The 14,703-nt window shown below is 71.5% G+C and carries 13 protein-coding genes and 2 tRNA genes; 5 read left to right on the forward strand and 10 right to left on the reverse strand.

From position 1 onward, the window contains the following. Nucleotides 1-189: 189 nt before the first annotated feature. Nucleotides 190-654 carry a copper chaperone PCu(A)C gene (locus tag BM272_RS03185; protein ID WP_093427277.1) on the reverse strand — a complete coding sequence of 155 codons (465 nt, stop codon included), beginning with the start codon at nucleotides 652-654 and terminating at the stop codon, nucleotides 190-192. Next, nucleotides 651-2,615, reverse strand: a complete 1,965-nt coding sequence (locus tag BM272_RS03190) for a TonB-dependent receptor domain-containing protein (RefSeq protein ID WP_093427278.1) — start codon at nucleotides 2,613-2,615, stop codon at nucleotides 651-653. Before BM272_RS03190 ends, BM272_RS03185 begins: the two co-directional genes overlap by 4 nt. Before the next feature lie 214 nt (nucleotides 2,616-2,829). Here BM272_RS03190 and BM272_RS03195 point away from each other — a divergent pair, with 214 nt between their 5' ends. Further along, nucleotides 2,830-4,194 carry a dihydrolipoyl dehydrogenase gene (locus BM272_RS03195; protein WP_205407733.1) on the forward strand — a complete coding sequence of 455 codons (1,365 nt, stop codon included), beginning with the start codon at nucleotides 2,830-2,832 and terminating at the stop codon, nucleotides 4,192-4,194. Nucleotides 4,195-4,258: 64 nt separating this feature from the next. On the opposite strand, the gene BM272_RS03200 is transcribed toward BM272_RS03195, so the two are convergent. Beyond that, a tRNA-His gene (locus BM272_RS03200) sits at nucleotides 4,259-4,334 on the reverse strand. A 24-nt stretch (nucleotides 4,335-4,358) separates the two neighbouring features. Further along, a tRNA-Arg gene (locus BM272_RS03205) sits at nucleotides 4,359-4,435 on the reverse strand. Nucleotides 4,436-4,585: 150 nt separating this feature from the next. Here BM272_RS03205 and folD point away from each other — a divergent pair. Next, nucleotides 4,586-5,440, forward strand: a complete 855-nt coding sequence (gene folD / locus BM272_RS03210) for a bifunctional methylenetetrahydrofolate dehydrogenase/methenyltetrahydrofolate cyclohydrolase FolD (RefSeq protein ID WP_159433008.1) — start codon at nucleotides 4,586-4,588, stop codon at nucleotides 5,438-5,440. A gap of 165 nt (nucleotides 5,441-5,605) precedes the next feature. Here the strand turns inward: folD and cysS are convergent, their stop codons facing one another. Together cysS and gltX are read right to left on the reverse strand one after the other, a co-directional pair. Continuing rightward, nucleotides 5,606-6,988 carry a cysteine--tRNA ligase gene (gene cysS / locus BM272_RS03215; RefSeq protein WP_093427281.1) on the reverse strand — a complete coding sequence of 461 codons (1,383 nt, stop codon included), beginning with the start codon at nucleotides 6,986-6,988 and terminating at the stop codon, nucleotides 5,606-5,608. A 4-nt stretch (nucleotides 6,989-6,992) separates the two neighbouring features. Continuing rightward, on the reverse strand, nucleotides 6,993-8,414 hold the full coding sequence (gene gltX, locus BM272_RS03220; protein WP_093427457.1) for a glutamate--tRNA ligase: 1,422 nt from the start codon (nucleotides 8,412-8,414) through the stop codon (nucleotides 6,993-6,995). A gap of 126 nt (nucleotides 8,415-8,540) precedes the next feature. On the opposite strand from gltX, the gene BM272_RS03225 reads away from it, so the two are divergent. The 3 genes from BM272_RS03225 to BM272_RS03235 are packed head-to-tail and all read left to right on the forward strand — an operon-like array spanning nucleotide 8,541 to nucleotide 10,425. Next, the gene (locus BM272_RS03225) at nucleotides 8,541-9,155 is read left to right on the forward strand and encodes a peptidylprolyl isomerase (protein WP_093427282.1); all 615 of its coding nucleotides are present in this window, start codon (nucleotides 8,541-8,543) and stop codon (nucleotides 9,153-9,155) included. Continuing rightward, on the forward strand, nucleotides 9,152-9,667 hold the full coding sequence (locus BM272_RS03230; protein ID WP_093427283.1) for a peptidylprolyl isomerase: 516 nt from the start codon (nucleotides 9,152-9,154) through the stop codon (nucleotides 9,665-9,667). The genes BM272_RS03225 and BM272_RS03230 overlap by 4 nt, the downstream gene beginning before the upstream one ends. A gap of 2 nt (nucleotides 9,668-9,669) precedes the next feature. Beyond that, a complete protein-coding gene (locus BM272_RS03235; protein ID WP_093427284.1) occupies nucleotides 9,670-10,425 on the forward strand; it encodes a UDP-2,3-diacylglucosamine diphosphatase in 756 nt (251 codons plus the stop codon). Here the strand turns inward: BM272_RS03235 and BM272_RS03240 are convergent. The 4 genes from BM272_RS03240 to BM272_RS03255 are packed head-to-tail and all read right to left on the reverse strand — an operon-like array spanning nucleotide 10,383 to nucleotide 14,636. Next, complete coding sequence (locus BM272_RS03240; RefSeq protein WP_093427285.1) at nucleotides 10,383-11,132, reverse strand: hypothetical protein; 750 nt, start codon at nucleotides 11,130-11,132, stop codon at nucleotides 10,383-10,385. The two genes, BM272_RS03235 and BM272_RS03240, sit on opposite strands and share 43 nt — an antisense overlap. Nucleotides 11,133-11,176: 44 nt before the next feature. Then, nucleotides 11,177-11,974 (reverse strand): ferritin-like domain-containing protein, encoded by a 798-nt coding sequence (locus tag BM272_RS03245; protein WP_093427286.1) that lies wholly within the window; start codon nucleotides 11,972-11,974, stop codon nucleotides 11,177-11,179. 9 nt (nucleotides 11,975-11,983) lie between these two features. Beyond that, nucleotides 11,984-13,231 (reverse strand): glycerate kinase type-2 family protein, encoded by a 1,248-nt coding sequence (locus BM272_RS03250; RefSeq protein WP_240307987.1) that lies wholly within the window; start codon nucleotides 13,229-13,231, stop codon nucleotides 11,984-11,986. Nucleotides 13,232-13,241: 10 nt separating this feature from the next. Next, complete coding sequence (locus tag BM272_RS03255; protein ID WP_240307988.1) at nucleotides 13,242-14,636, reverse strand: phospholipase D-like domain-containing protein; 1,395 nt, start codon at nucleotides 14,634-14,636, stop codon at nucleotides 13,242-13,244. Nucleotides 14,637-14,703: the final 67 nt, after the last annotated feature.

Raw genomic sequence — 14,703 nt, forward strand, 5'->3', positions numbered from 1 at the left:
ATCAAAGGGTTACGCCTCACGGCGTAGCCCTTTTTTCTTGCCCGTCTACAATCCGTCTCCGCCGCGTCTACAACTCACGGTCCGCTGTAGTCCCGCCACTTCGGATTATCCGGATCGGGCTCCTGTTGGGTAGGATCATGAGGCGCCCGAACCTATAACGAGCGGACGCCCCTGGGGCGATCAGTCCAGTCAGTGCTGGTGGTGCTGGCCTCCGTGACTGTGCCCCCCGCCCTGCCGGCGGACCGGGAAGCTCACCTCGCGCGTTTCGCCATTGGCGAACTCCAGTGTCAGGGTGATGCTCTCCCCCTCCTCCACCGGCTCGTGGGGTCGCATGAGCATGAGGTGGTAGCTCCCCGGTTCCAGGGCGAGTTCACCGCCGGCGGGAACGGTCAGGCGCTCCTGCTGGATCATGCGCGCCACACCGTCCTCCTCCACCGTCCGGTGGAGTTCGATCTTCTCGAAGGCGGGGCTCGCCGCCCCCACCACGTGGCGTTCGGCCTCCCCGTCGTTGGCGAGCACGGCGTAGCCGGCCAGCATCTTCGCCGTGGGCGGCGCGGCACGCACCCACGGGTCGTTCACCGCGACCTCGGCCGCCGCCGGGGCGGCGAGCCCCAGCAGCAGGGCCGCCAGTCCGATACGCTTGAGTTCCTTCACAGCATCACCTCCATTGCGATCCAGGCCTGCCGGCCGGGCTCGTTGACCGCATCCACGTTCTCATCAAACCCGTTACCGGTCTGCAGATGCTGATGGTACGCCCGATCGAGCACGTTGCGGACCCCGCCGGTGAGGTGCCAGCGCTCGGCCACCTGCCAGCGCCCCTCCAGGTCGAGGACGGCGTAGCCGGCGGTCTCCCCCGGATCCTGGCCGCCCGTGGTTTTATCGTGGATGCGGTCCTGCTCGCCCGCGGCGGTGAGGTGAGCGGCCACCTCCCAGGCGCGGGCCTTCCAGTCCGCAGTGAGGCGGGCCTTCAGCGGCGGGATCCGATCCAGGGGGCGCTCCTCATCCTCGTTGTGACCGTAGGTGCTCCAGGCGGTCAGCTGGAGGCCGGCGCCGGTCTCCGGCCGGTAGCCGGCCTCCCACTCGCTGCCGTAGAGGGTGGCATCGTAGTTGCCGTAGAGGGTCTCGTCGTTGGCCCCCTTGTAGCGGTCGATGTAGTCGGCGACGTCGTCGTACCAGAGGGCAGCCCGGGCCTGCCAGGGGCCCTGCCGCCAGCCCGCCCCCAGGTCGATCTGATGGTGGGTCTCGGCCTCCAGATCCGGGTTACCGATCCAGGTGGGTGCTGCCATGAAGCGCTCGGTGGCATCCGGGGCGCGCACGCTGCGGGAGAGGCCGGTCTCGACCCAGCCGCCCTGGCCCACGGTCCATACGGCGCGGACCACGCCGCCCACCTCGGTACTGTCCCAGTCGGTGGTGTCGGTGCCGTAGGCATCGGCATAGAGAGTGGAGGGGGTATTGTTCATCTCCACGGTCTCATCCGCCGCCCGCGCCTCGGCGCTCATGCGGTCCACGCGCAGGCCGGCGGTCCACTCGGCCCCGGCAGCAGGCCCCACCCATTCGCCGAAGGCGCCGGCGCGCTGGCGGCGGACATCGGGCCACATCCGGGCCACTTCGGTATCCGAATCCTTGTTGATCCGGCTGGCGTCCCGCTCCACCCGCAGGGCGTCCACCCCGAGGGTCCACTCCCCGCCGCCGAGATGGCCGGTGGTGGCCAGGCGGGCATCCCGGGTCTGCGCCTCCGTGGGCGCGGCCATGCGCATGGCCGCATCACGGTAGGTGTAATTATCCATGAGATGTTCCACGTCGGAGGCGTTGAGGCTCGCCTCCCACTTCAGGCCGGCGGCGGCCCAGTGGCCGGAGAGGCCAGCGTGCTCCCGGATGGACTCGGGAACGTCCATACCGGAGCCGGCATAGAGGACGTGGTCCTGGCGGTTCTCCTCCACGGTGACCTCCAGGCCGGTCTCGTCGTCCGGCGTCCAGCCGGCCACCGCCCCCAGGGTCCGGCTGCGCCAGGCGGAGTGGACCTCGTCGCCGTTGCCGTCCTCGTAGCTGTCGGCGTCCTTGTGCTCGCCCAGCAGGCGGAGGTAGCCGTCATCGCTGCCCACCGCCACATCGGCGTGGCCCGCCAGCGGGACCCCGTTGGTTCCCCCGGAGGCGCCGACCCGGCCGGTGACCGGGCGGTCATCGGAGACGGCCGGGGCCGTGCGCTGGAACCGGACCGTCCCACCCGGACCACCCGCGCCGGCGGTGACGCCGGTCACGCCCTTCTCCACCACCATCTCGTCGTAGAGGCCGGGACTGGCATAGGCACTGGGGGGATCCATCCGGTTGGGGCAACCGCCGAAGGCGTAGCCGTCGCCGAGCAGGACGTTGAGGCGATTGCCGGACTGACCGCGGATCACCGGGTCGATCCCGTGGCCGCCCATGCGGATGGCATCCACTCCGGGCAGCTCGCGCAGCGCCTCGCCACCGTCGGCCGCGGTGGCCTCGGGGGTAAGGCTCATGCGGCGGGGCGGGTCGGTGGCCTCCACGCGGATGGGGGTCAGTTCTTCGGCGGTGGCGCTGCCTGCCGCCAGGGCCAGGGTCACCAGGGTGGCGATCCGGGTCGGTTGGTCCATGGGTTCTCCTCGTCGCTGGTCGGTTCTTGCTGGACGAGTTTGTAAACAAGAGGCGTGCCAGTCTCTTAAAGACGCATTTTCAGTGGGTTAAAGGTCAGTCGGCCGCCACGGCTGCGGGAAATGCCACACCTTCCGCGCTGCTACGCGCATCCACCCTTCCCCGGCCCCGCCAACGGTGCCATCCTGCGGACTCCCTTCCCGTTGGAGGATGGTCATGCGCTCGGTCTCCCTCGCCATCATCGGTGCCGGCACGGCAGGCATCACCGCCTACAAGGAGGCCCGCCGCCACTCGGAGGTGGTGGTCCTCATCGAGGGCGGCCCCGGTGGCACCACCTGCGCCCGCGTGGGCTGCATGCCCTCCAAGGCCCTCATCGCCGCCGCCGAGGCGGTCCACGGCGCCGACTGGCTCCACCGCCGCGGCCTCGCCGGGCCGCCCGGGTCGGTGGACGGCGCGGCGATCCTGGAGCGGGTCCGCAGCCTGCGCGATGACTTCGCCGCCGGCCCGGCCGGGATGCTGGAGGAACTGGGCGATCGAGCCATCCGCCAGCACGCCCGCTTCCTGGAACCGGGTCTGCTGGAGCTGGCCGATGGCGAGCAGCTCCGTGCCGAGGCGGTAATCCTGGCCACGGGGAGCGAGCCGGTGGTCCCCGACCACTGGCCGGAGCTGGGTAACCGGCTGCTGACCAGCGACACCCTCTTCGAGCAGCGGGAGCTGCCGGCACGGCTGGCAGTGGTGGGTCTGGGGGCCATCGGACTGGAGCTGGGCCAGGCGCTGGCCCGCCTGGGAGTGGCGGTTACCGGCTTCGAGATCGGCGACCGGCTGGGCGACCTCGGGGATGCCGCCGTCTCCGAGGCGGCTCGGGCGGCCCTGGCCGGGGAGATGGAGCTACGCCTCGGCCAGGCGGTGGAACCCCGGCCCGATGAGGAGGGAGTCTCCATCGAGGGGGAGCACTATGATGCGATCCTGGTCACTGCGGGCCGGCGCCCGCACCTGGCCGGACTGGGGCTCGAGAATCTGGGCCTGGACCCGGCCGGCCCCCTGCCGGTGGACCCGGCGACCCTCCGGGTGGCCGACCTCCCCGTCTGGGCGGCCGGCGACGTGGCCGGCCTGCGGCCCATCCAGCACGAAGCGGCCGACGAAGGGCGGATCGCCGCCCACCAGGCCCTGAATACCGGCGTCAGGGCGGGCCGGCGGGTGGAACTGGCGGTGGTCTTCTCGGACCCCGGCCTCGCCCGGGTCGGGCCTCGGCCCTCACTGCTCCCCGCAGGGACCGTTACGGGGCGAGTGGAACTGGCCGGCCACGGTCGCGCCCGCATGAACGACCGCGACGCCGGCGCCATCGCCCTCCACGCCGACCCTGCCACCGGTCGCCTCCTGGGGGCGGAGCTCGCCGCCCCGGAGGCCGAGCACCTGGCCCACCTCCTGGCCTGGGCGGTGGGTACCGGCCTTACGGTGGACGATGCCCTGACCCTGCCCTTCTATCATCCGACCCTGGAGGAGGCGCTGCGCAGCGCCCTGCAGGCGGCCCGCCGCGCCGCCGGCCATCGGCGGCAGGGACTGGACCTGCCGCAACCGTAACCCCGACCAGCAAAAAGGCCCCCGCCGGACGAACCGACGGGGGCCTTCGGGGTGCTTCCCAATATGGGGTGGACGATGGGAATCGAACCCACGACCTCAGGAGCCACAATCCTGTGCTCTGCCGACTGAGCTACGTCCACCATTGTTTCGAGCATGCGGCATTCTGGCGCGCCTGGCAGGACTCGAACCTGCTACCCTCGGCTTAGAAGGCCGATGCTCTATCCGGATGAGCTACAGGCGCGTTGCAGCGGGGAATTCTACCATGCCGAAGCGCCGTGGCGTCATCCAAGGAAGGCGGCATATTAAAGGCCGCCCCCGACGCCGTCAACGAGCGCCTTGGCCGGCCCTGCGGGGCCGTGCGAAAATGCCCGTTTTACCGGGAGAAGGGCGCATGACGGCATCCATCATCGACGGGCGGCAGGTGGCCGCCGAGGTCCGCGCCGGGGTTGCCAAGCGGGTGGACGAGCGCGCCGCCGAGGGCCACCGCGCCCCGGGCCTGGCCGTGGTCCTGGTGGGCAGCGACCCGGCGTCGTCCATCTACGTGCGCAACAAGCGCCGGGCCTGCGACGAGGCCGGGATCCGCTCCTTCTCCTTCGACCTGGATGCCGACACCCCCCAGCACGAGCTGCTGGAGCGCATCGACGCCCTCAACGCCGACCCCGAGGTGGACGGGATCCTGGTCCAGCTCCCGCTCCCGGACCACATCAATTCGGGCACGGTAATCGAGCGCATCGACCCGGCCAAGGACGTGGACGGCTTCCACCCCTACAACATCGGCCGGCTGGCCCAGCGCATCCCGGTCCTGCGCCCCTGCACCCCGCGCGGGGTAATGAGCCTCCTCGACCACACCGGCGAGGAGATCAAGGGCCGGGACGCCGTCATCGTCGGCGCCTCCAACATCGTCGGTCGCCCCATGGCCCTGGAACTGCTCATGGCCGGGGCCACGGTGACCGTCTGCCACCGCTTCACCCGCGATCTCGCCGAGCAGGTCGGCCGCGCCGACCTGGTGGTGGCCGCCGCCGGCAAGCCGGGGCTGGTCCAGGGCGAATGGATCCGGGAGGGGGCCATCGTCATCGACGTAGGCATGAACCGCCTGGAGGATGGCGCCCTGTGCGGCGACGTGGGCTTCGATGCCGCCGCCGAGCGGGCCAGCTGGATCACCCCCGTCCCGGGCGGCGTGGGCCCCATGACGGTGGCCACCCTGCTCCACAACACCCTGCTGGCCGCCGAGTACCTCCAGGGCTGAGGTGCCAACCGGTTCGATGCTGCGCCAGCGGTAGCACGGACGGGGGGAGCCGGAGCGCAGGGTGTCGCGCGGCAGGGACGCCGCGCGCAAGCCTACAGGGAGGTATTCACGGCGTCCCTGCGTTCCGGCTCCCCCCGTCCGTGCGAGACAGGTGCACCGGAAACCCTACCCCCGCCGCCAAGTGGTCCCCTGGGGGCCGTCCTCCAGCACCACGCCCTGCTCCGCCAGCTCGTCACGGATGCGGTCGGCGGTGGCGAAGTCCTTGTCCGCCCGCGCCTGACGGCGCTGCTCGATGAGGGCCTCGACCTCCTCGGCCGTGGGGCCATCGCCACCGCCGGCCTGGAAGAAGTCCTCCGGATCCCGCTGAAGCAGGCCCAGATGGCGGCCGAGTTCGCGCAGGGTCGCCGCCGGCACCGCCGGATCGTCCCCCTGTTCCCGAGTCCGGTTGGCCTCCCGCGCCTGCTCGAAGAGCACCGCCAGCGCCTCCGGGGTGTTGAAGTCGTCGTCCATGGCCGCCTCGAAGCGCGCCACCGCATCCGCGTCCGGCTCCGCCGCCCCCGGCTCCACCCCGCGCAGGGCGGTGTAGAGGCCGGTGAGCGACTCGCGCGCCTCGTCCAGCCGGCCATCATCATAGTTCAGCGGGCTGCGGTAGTGGCTGGCCAGGATGAGGTAGCGCACCACCTCCGGGTCGTGCTCGGCCAGGATGTCCCGCACGGTGAAGAAGTTGCCCAGGGACTTGGACATCTTCTCTTCGTTGATGCGCACGAAGCCGTTGTGCATCCAGACATTAACGAAGGTCTCGCCGGTGGCCGCCTCGCTCTGGGCGATCTCGTTCTCGTGGTGGGGGAACTGCAGGTCCAGCCCGCCGCCGTGGATGTCGAAGTGGTGGCCCAGGCACTCGGTGGACATGGCCGAGCACTCGATGTGCCAGCCCGGACGGCCGGGGCCCCAGGGGGAGTCCCAGGCCGGCTCACCGGGCTTGGCCGCCTTCCAGAGGACGAAGTCCAGCGGGTCGTCCTTGGCCTCGTCCACCTCCACCCGGCTGCCGGCGCGCAGATCCTCCGGGTGCTTGCCGGAGAGGCGGCCGTAGCCCTCGAAGCGCGAGACGTCGTAGTAGACGTCGCCGTTGTCGGCGGCATAGGCGTAGCCGCGCTCCTCCAGGTCACGGATGAGGCCGATAATCCCCTCCATGTGACCGGTGGCCCGGGGCTCCTGGTCCGGGGGCAACACCCCCAGGGCGGCGGCATCCTCGTGCATGGCCTGGATGAAGCGGGCCGTGAGGCCGTCGATGGCTTCCCCCGCCTCGTTGGCCCGGGCGATGATCTTGTCATCGATATCGGTGATGTTGCGCACGTAGGTGACGTGCTCCGGCCCGTAGCGATGGCGCAGCCAGCGGTAGACCAGGTCGAAGACCACCAGCACCCGGGCGTGGCCCAGATGGCACCAGTCGTAGACGGTCATGCCGCAGACGTACATCCGCACCCGCTGGGGGTCGATGGGCTGGAAGGGCTGCTTCTGCCGGGTGAGGCTGTTGTGGATGGTGAGCATGGGATTACCGTTCGCTGACGTAGGGCTGGAGGCGGCGGCTGGCACGGTCGGCGCCCATCAGCGCCAGCAGCGGCCCGATCTCCGGGCCGTGGAGGCGGCCGGTAAGGGCGGCCCGCAGCGGGCGATAGAGCGCCCGCCCCCGCACGCCGGCGCGCTCGCCGATCTCGGCGGTGACCTGCTTGAAGTCGGTACCATGCAGGGCCACCGCCTCCACGGCGGCGGTGAAGTACTCGCGCCCGGCGCCGGCCGCCTCCTCGGCGGCCTCGGGGTCCGGTTCGATGGTACCGGCCACCACCTCGGCCCAGTGGTCGGCATCCTCGGGCAGTCGCAGGTTCTCGCGCACCGCGGCGACGAAGGCCTCCCCCTCGATACCGGCGTCGGCCAGCCGTTCGTGCACGCGGGGGCCCAGCCACGCCCAGAGGGCGGCATCTTCGGCGGCGCCCACGGCCTGGCGCTGCCAGTAGAGGAGCTGGTCGGGGTCGAAGCGGGCCGGCCCGCGGGAGAGCCGCTCCGGCCGGAAGCCGGCCGCTAGGGTCGCCAGGTCCACGAAGTCGTCGTGGTCGAAGGCGTGGCCCAGATGGGCCAGGGTCGTGGCCACCGCCTCCGGCAGGAAGCCGGCCTCGCGCAGATCGGCCAGGGCGCGCGAGCCGGCGCGCTTGGCCAGCGGCGAGCCATCCACCTCGGTGACCAGCCCCACATGGCCCCAGCGCGGCGCCGGCAGCCCCAGGGCCTCCAGGATGAGCTGCTGGCGCGGCGTATTGCTCAGGTGGTCCTCGCCGCGCAGGACGTGGGTCACCCCCATCAGGGCATCATCCACGGCATTGGCGAAGAGGAAGGCCGGCGAGCCATCGGCCCGGCGGATGACGAAGTCTCCCAGCGTGGCGGTATCGGTGCGCTGCTCCCCGCGCAGGAGGTCATCGAAGACCACCTCGCCGCGCCCGGCGGGCACCCGGAAGCGCAGGGTCGGCCGCCGCCCCTCGGCGACCAGCCGCTCCCGCTCGGCCGCCTCCAGGTCCCGGCAATGGCCGCCGTAACGCGGCGGCCGGCCGGCGGCCACCTGGGCGCGGCGCTCGGCGTCGAGCTCCTCGGCAGTGCAGTAGCAGGGATAGGCCGCCCCTTCGGCCTCCAGGCGGGCGAGCTGTTCGGCGTGGAGGCCGGTGCGCTCGGACTGGCGAAAGGGACCGGCGGGGTCGTCGCTGTCCGGGCCGGCATCGGGGGCCACGCCCAGCCAGGCGAGATCCCGGATCAGCGCCCGCTCGTGATCGGCCTCGCTGCGCTCGGCATCGGTGTCCTCCAGGCGCAGGAAGAAACGACCACCAGCGCCCCGGGCCAGCAGGAAGTTGAAGAGGGCCGTGCGCACGTTGCCGACGTGGAGTCGGCCCGTGGGGCTGGGGGCAAAGCGGGTAACTACGGGGGAATCCGGCATGCGCGGCATGGTAGCCGAAGCCGACCCCGCCACCAAGGGCGGCCCTGGCCCGCTTCCGCGCGTTCGATCCCGCTCCCGCACCGGTCCGGCCTTTGCCGGCGGGGCCGGCCGGGGTAGCATGGGCGTATGCGTACCATCCTGCTCGTCGGCCTGCTGCTGGCCGCCACCGTCCTGACGACCTCGGCCCTGGCCGCCCCCCGCGTAGCGGTGGAGACCTCCGAGGGCCGCTTCGTGATCGCCCTGGACACGGAGGCAGCCCCGGAGACCGTGGAGAACTTCCTCGGCTACGTGGCCAGCGATACCTTCGAGGACACCCTCTTCCACCGCGTCGTCCCGGGCTTCGTCGTTCAGGGCGGCGGTTACCGCGACGACTTCGAACCAGTGGAGACCCAGGACCCCGTCCGCAACGAGGCGGACAACGGCCTGAGCAACGAGCGCGGCACCGTGGCCATGGCGCGCGGGCAGGAACCCCACTCCGCCACCAGCCAGTTCTTCATCAACCTTACCGCCAACCCCTTCCTGGACCACCGGAACACCACCCGGCGGGGCTGGGGCTATGCCGTCTTCGGCCGCGTGGTCGAGGGAATGGAGGTGGTGGACACCATTGCCGACAGCCCCACCGGCGCCGGTGGCCCCTTCCCCCGGGATGTGCCGCTGACGCCGGTGGTCATCGAATCGGTGGAACGGCTGGACGGAGATACCGGCGAGAAGACCGACAACCAGGAGAGACAGCAGCCGTGACCCGCGTGACCTTCGAGACCAGCCACGGCCACTTCATTGCCGACCTGGATGACGACGCCGTGCCACGCACGGTAACCAACTTCCTGAACTACGTCCGGGAGGGCGCCTACCGCGGGAATCTCTTCCATCGCGTCATCGAGGGCTTCGTGGTCCAGGGCGGCGGGTTCGATGCCCGCATGCAGGAGCAGCCGGTCCACGGCCCCATCGTCAACGAGGCGGCCAACGCCCGCAGCAACACCCGGGGCACCCTGGCCATGGCGCGCACCCGCGACCCGCACTCCGCCTCCCGCCAGTTCTTCGTCAACGTCGCCGACAACGACTTCCTGGACCACCGGAGTGCTACCGACGCCGGCTACGGCTACTGCGCCTTCGGCGAGGTCGTGGAGGGCATGGAGACGGTGGACGCCATCGCGGCCCTGCCCACCACGGTGGTGGAGGGCCATACCGATGTCCCGCGGGAGCCGGTGACCATCGAGCGGGTGATCATCCACGACGACCCGGCGACCCCCTAGCCATGGCCGGAACCATTCTCGCCTCCGACATGCATCTGGACGCCCAGCGGCCCGAGTCCACGGCCCTCTTTCACCATTTCCTGGACGAAGTGGCCAGCGGAGCCGACGCCCTCTATCTGCTGGGCGACCTGTTCGAGGCCTGGCTGGGGGATGACGCCATCCACCCGGCCCACGAACCCATTCTGGATCGGATGGCCGCGCTCACCGGGGCCGGCACGGCGCTGTACATCCAGCACGGCAATCGCGACTTCCTCATGGGCGAGACCCTGGCCGGGCGGCTGGGGGCGACCCTGCTGCCGGAGGAGGCCGTGGTAGAGCTGGGCGGCGCCCCCACCCTCCTCCTCCACGGCGACAGCCTCTGCACCGACGACACCGCCTATCAGGAATTCCGCGCTCAGGTCCGTGACCCGGCCTGGCAGGCACAGTTCCTGGCCCTGTCGCCCGCCGAGCGCATGGAGCAGGCGCGGCAGGCGCGGGAGGCGAGCCGGGAGGCCCAGGCCGATATCGACAGCGACATCACCGACGTGAATGCCGAGGCGGTGGCCGACGCCTTCCGTCGCCACGGCGTGGACCGGATGATCCACGGCCATACCCACCGCCCCGCCGACCACGCCCTGACAGTGGACGGGGCTACCTGCCGCCGCCTGGTCCTGCCGCAGTGGACCGACCGCGGCGGCTACATCCGCTGTGATGAGGCCGGCTGCGAACTCCTGGCCTACCCCTCCGGAGTGAGGCTGCCCACGTCCGATGGCGAGTAGCGCTCGAAGCCCTCAGGGATGCGGAAGAGCTCCGGCTCCACTGCCTTGTCCCGTTCGTAGTCCACCAGCTCCCGCCGGGTGCCGTCGGGGTGCCACTCCATCACCGGCATGCCGGCCTCCCACTGGCGGCCGGTGGCGAAGATGTCATCGGCCAGGTCGCAGGCCGTACGGTTCTCCGCCGGCATACGGTCCAGCACCCGGGCGTGCTCCCCGGCCATCACCGCCAGGAATTCCCCCATGGCCGCCCGCACGTCGGGGAGCAACCCGGGGACTACCAGGGTCTGGTAGCAGGTCTCCCCGCCCGCGGAGAACTCGTGGTGGCGCGCCTTCCTGCCCTCCAGGGTCGGGGCATCCTCCCCCATGGCCTCGTCACTGGCGGCCAGTTCCAGGTCGCGCGGTGGCTCGTCGGGCACCTCGCCGGACTCGATGACCAGGATGGTCTGGTCCCGCGGCACGATGTTGTAGACCGTCTCGTCCGCCCGATCCAGGAGCATGTAATCACTGGCCCCCTCGCCGAAATCGATGCGCAGCCAGCGATCGGTGACGATGGCGCGGCTGGAATAGGGCGCACGCCCCTGCTCCGACTCCGTGAACTCCACCACGGTCGCAGTAGTCTCGCTCTTCTCCTCTTTTCCGCTCCCGGACTCGCCGCAGCCGGCGAGCAGGAAGGTGGCGGCGGCAAGGGTGGTCAGGGCAATGGTCCGCATGGTTGTTCCTCTCCCGGATCTCGTGGGCATGAATGGGCGGGCAGTCAGGCGTGCGCCTCCAGGTAGTCCAGCTCCGCCTCGGTGAAGCCGCCGGCGAGCCGGGCCGGGCGATTCAGCGGCGGCTTCACCGGGCCGCGCAGATACTCGGCCACCAGGCCGTGATAGGTCGCCTCGGGCTCCTCGCCACGCTGGCCACAGAGATGGCGGAACCAGCGCGAACCCGCCTCCACGTGGCCTACCTCGTCGGCGAGGATGGTCTCCAGGATGGCGGCGGCGGTGGAATCCCCCACCGACGACAGTCGATCACGCATGCCAGGGGTCACGTCCAGGCCGCGCGCCTCCATCACCCGGGGGACCAGGGCCATGCGCACCAGCGGGTCGTGGTCGGTGCGCACCGCCAGCTCCCAGAGGCCGTCGTGGGCGTCGAAATCACCGTAGTCATGGCCCAGTGAAACCAGGTGGCGGCGCAGCAGGGCGAAGTGGCGGGTCTCCTCCGCGGCGATGCGCACCCAGTCGTCGTAGTAGCCAGTGGGCAGGCCGCGGAAGCGGTAGACCGCATCCCAGGCGAGATTGATGGCGTTGAACTCGATATGGCAGACGGCATGCAGCAGCGCCGCGCGGCCCTGGATGGACTGCGGCCCGCGCCGGGGCAGCTCCCGCGGCGGAACCAGCCGCGGCTGCCCCGGCCGGCCGGGCTCGGAAACCCGTTCCGGCTCTGGTCCGTCACCGGCGACCAGGTCACCACAGCGCCAGGCCGCCGCTGTTTGCCGGGTGGCATCGAGCTTGGCGTCCACGTCCGGCTCCAGGAGACAGTCGCGCGCGGCGGCGTGCAGGGATCTCATAGGGGTATCCTACCCCCTTCCCGGCCCCGCCGTCAGGGACCCCTTCCGCGCCAGAACCAGATCGGCGACGTTGGTCCCCGTGGGGCCGGTCACCACCGCCCGGCCGATGGCGGCGAAGGCGGTGCCACTGTCCGCAGCGGCCAGCACCTCGCCCGGCGCGTAACCGGCCCGGCGCAGGGCCGCCGCGGTGGCGCCATCGATCCGGGCGCCGGCGGCGACGGAGTTGCCGTCCCGACCGTCGGTCCCCGCCGCCAGCAGGGCGACATCGGAGATGCCGTCCAGCTCCCGGGCCGCCGCCAGGGCGAGATGGCTGTTCCGGCCGCCGCGACCGGGGTTCTCCGGCAGGGTCACGGTGGTCTCGCCGCCCAGGATGTGGAGCCCCGGTGGCGCCTCGTCCCGCAGCCAGCGGCCCAGCCGCGCCCCCACCTCTCCCGCCTCACCGGCCAGCCCGCCGGCGACGGTCACCGGCCAGCCCCGACGGCGGGCCGCCGCGGCTAACGCCTCCCGGGCCCGCCGGTTGTCGGCGATCACCCGGGAGCGCAGCCCGGCGAAGAGGGGATCGTCCGCCTGCGGGGCCGGCGGTGCCCGCCCCAGGGCGTGCTGTAGCCATTCCGGCAGCCCCGGCGGCCACGGACCGCCGGCCGGTTCCGGATAGAGCGGCCCCGAGGCGATGGCCGCCGGCTCCGCCTCGGGGACGTCGCTGATGAGCAGTTGCCGCGCCGGCCGCCCCCGCAGGTAACGGGCCAGTCGGCCCCCCTTCACGGCCGAGAGCCCCCGCCGGACGCGGTTCATGGCGACGATGTCCACCCCCGATCCCAGCAGCCAGTCATTGGCCCGCCGAAGGTCGCTCAGGGCGAGTCCCGGGGCCGGCACCTCGAACAGGGCCGAGCCGCCGCCGCTGAGGAGGAACCAGGGCTCGGCCTCATCGGCGGCGAGGGCCTCCAGTACGGCCCGGCCGGCCTCGAGACTGCCCTCGTCGGGGAGCGGGTGGCCGGCCCCGATGACCCGGCCCGGAAGGCCCTCCGGGGCGTGACCATGGGCGGTAATGGTGAGGCAGTCCACCGGCGGGATGCCCGCGTGATAGAGGTGGTCCAGGGCCCCGCTCAACATCACCGGGGCCGCCTTGCCGATGGCGATGAGCCGTGGGGGCCCCGTCGGTAGCGCCCGGGTGGTCAGCTCCGCCGCCGTCGCGGCGCGGCCTCCCACCGCCATCAGGGCAGTGCGGAAGAGGGAGACGAGTTCGGCATCCGGGGTCACGGCAGGGGCCTCAGAGATAGGGGGAGAAGACCCAGGCGGAGGCGTCCCGCAGCCGCTCGTACCACGGGCGGCCATCGACTTCCGCCAGGTCCACGGACCGACTCTGTGCCAGGAGGCCGTCGAAGTGCGCCTGGAGCCCGGAGACGGTCTCCCGATCCCAGGTCTCCACCACCAGCTCGAAGTTCAGCCGCAGGCTGCGGGGATCCAGGTTGGCGGAGCCGACGACGGCGTACTCCCCGTCCACCAGGAAGAGCTTGCCGTGGGCGAAGGGCGGCGGCTGGTAGTGGACCCGGACACCCCACTGCAGGACCTCCCAGAGCATGTTGCGCGTGGCCCAGTGGACGTAGGGAAGATTGTTCTGCGCCGGCAGCAGCAGGTCCACCTCCAGGCCGCGCAGGGCCGCCGCCTGGAGGGCGGCGATGAGCTCCCGCGGCGGCAGGAAGTAGGGGGTCATGATGGCCACCCGGCGCTTGGCGGTGGCCACCGCCCCCACCAGCAGGAGCTTGAGCCGATCCAGGTCCTCGTTGGGGCCGTCCACCAGCACCCGGCAGTCCGCCTCCCCCACCGGCTCGGACGGTTCCGGTGGCGGCGACTCCTCGCCGGTGACGAACTGCCAGTCCTCGGCCACCACCTCGGCCAGCTGGGCGGCCACCGGACCCTCCAGGCGGAAATGGACATCCGTCGCCCGATGGCGTGCCGCATCGCCGGTACAGTGGCGGACCGAGATATTCATGCCCCCGGTAAAGGCCACGCGGTCGTCCACGGTGAGGACCTTGCGGTGGTTGCGCAGATTCATCCAGGAGACCGGCGGCAACCAGCGGGGCGGCAGGAAGCGAGCCGCCGGGACACCGGCCGCCCGCAGCCGCGGCGTAACCCTGCGCGGCAGCGCGTAGAGCTCGCCCACCCCGTCCACCAGCACCCGAACCCGGACACCGCGGTCCACGGCCCGCGCCAGCGCCTCCACGAAGGCCTCCCCCACCCGGTCGGGGTCGAAGATGTAGCTGGAGAGCCAGATGGTCTCCCGCGCCTCTTCGATGGCGGCGAGCATGGCCGGGAAGGCGGCCTCGCCGTCGTGGAGGACCGTCACCCGGTTTCCCGACACCAGGGGCTGCCCCGAGAGCGCCCGGCCCAGACACTCCAGTTGCCCGTACCGCAGGTCCGCCGGTGGCGGTTGTGATACCGCCTCCACCGGTTCAGCCCCCTTGAGTCGACGAGCACGGGTACGTACCCGGTTGACCCCCAGAAGGTAGTAGAACAGCGCCCCGATGGGGGGTAGAAGCAGGATGAAGAGCAGCCACGCCTGGGCCGATCGCGGCTGGCGCTTGAAGAAGAGGGCATGGCGGGCCGCGGCCAGGGTCGCCGCCAGCACCAGCAGTCCGAGGAGCGTCTGCAGGATCTGTGTCACTCTCGCCCCTGTTATGCTGCAGTGGTCCCGGCCCCATGGTGGACCAGCGGGCCGCCGGGTCAATCCC

The organism is Thiohalospira halophila DSM 15071 (assembly GCF_900112605.1).
GTDB lineage: Bacteria > Pseudomonadota > Gammaproteobacteria > Thiohalospirales > Thiohalospiraceae > Thiohalospira > Thiohalospira halophila.

Excerpts from the sequence above, each read along its gene's own strand:
- cysS (WP_093427281.1), bottom strand. The coding sequence starts at position 6,988 with ATGCTCACCATCCACAACAGCCTCACCCGGCAGAAGCAGCCCTTCCAG.
- BM272_RS03240 (WP_093427285.1), bottom strand. The coding sequence starts at position 11,132 with ATGCGGACCATTGCCCTGACCACCCTTGCCGCCGCCACCTTCCTGCTC.
- BM272_RS03190 (WP_093427278.1), bottom strand. The coding sequence starts at position 2,615 with ATGGACCAACCGACCCGGATCGCCACCCTGGTGACCCTGGCCCTGGCG.
- folD (WP_159433008.1), top strand. The coding sequence starts at position 4,586 with ATGACGGCATCCATCATCGACGGGCGGCAGGTGGCCGCCGAGGTCCGC.
- BM272_RS03245 (WP_093427286.1), bottom strand. The coding sequence starts at position 11,974 with ATGAGATCCCTGCACGCCGCCGCGCGCGACTGTCTCCTGGAGCCGGAC.
- gltX (WP_093427457.1), bottom strand. The coding sequence starts at position 8,414 with ATGCCGGATTCCCCCGTAGTTACCCGCTTTGCCCCCAGCCCCACGGGC.
- BM272_RS03195 (WP_205407733.1), top strand. The coding sequence starts at position 2,830 with ATGCGCTCGGTCTCCCTCGCCATCATCGGTGCCGGCACGGCAGGCATC.
- BM272_RS03235 (WP_093427284.1), top strand. The coding sequence starts at position 9,670 with ATGGCCGGAACCATTCTCGCCTCCGACATGCATCTGGACGCCCAGCGG.
- BM272_RS03225 (WP_093427282.1), top strand. The coding sequence starts at position 8,541 with ATGCGTACCATCCTGCTCGTCGGCCTGCTGCTGGCCGCCACCGTCCTG.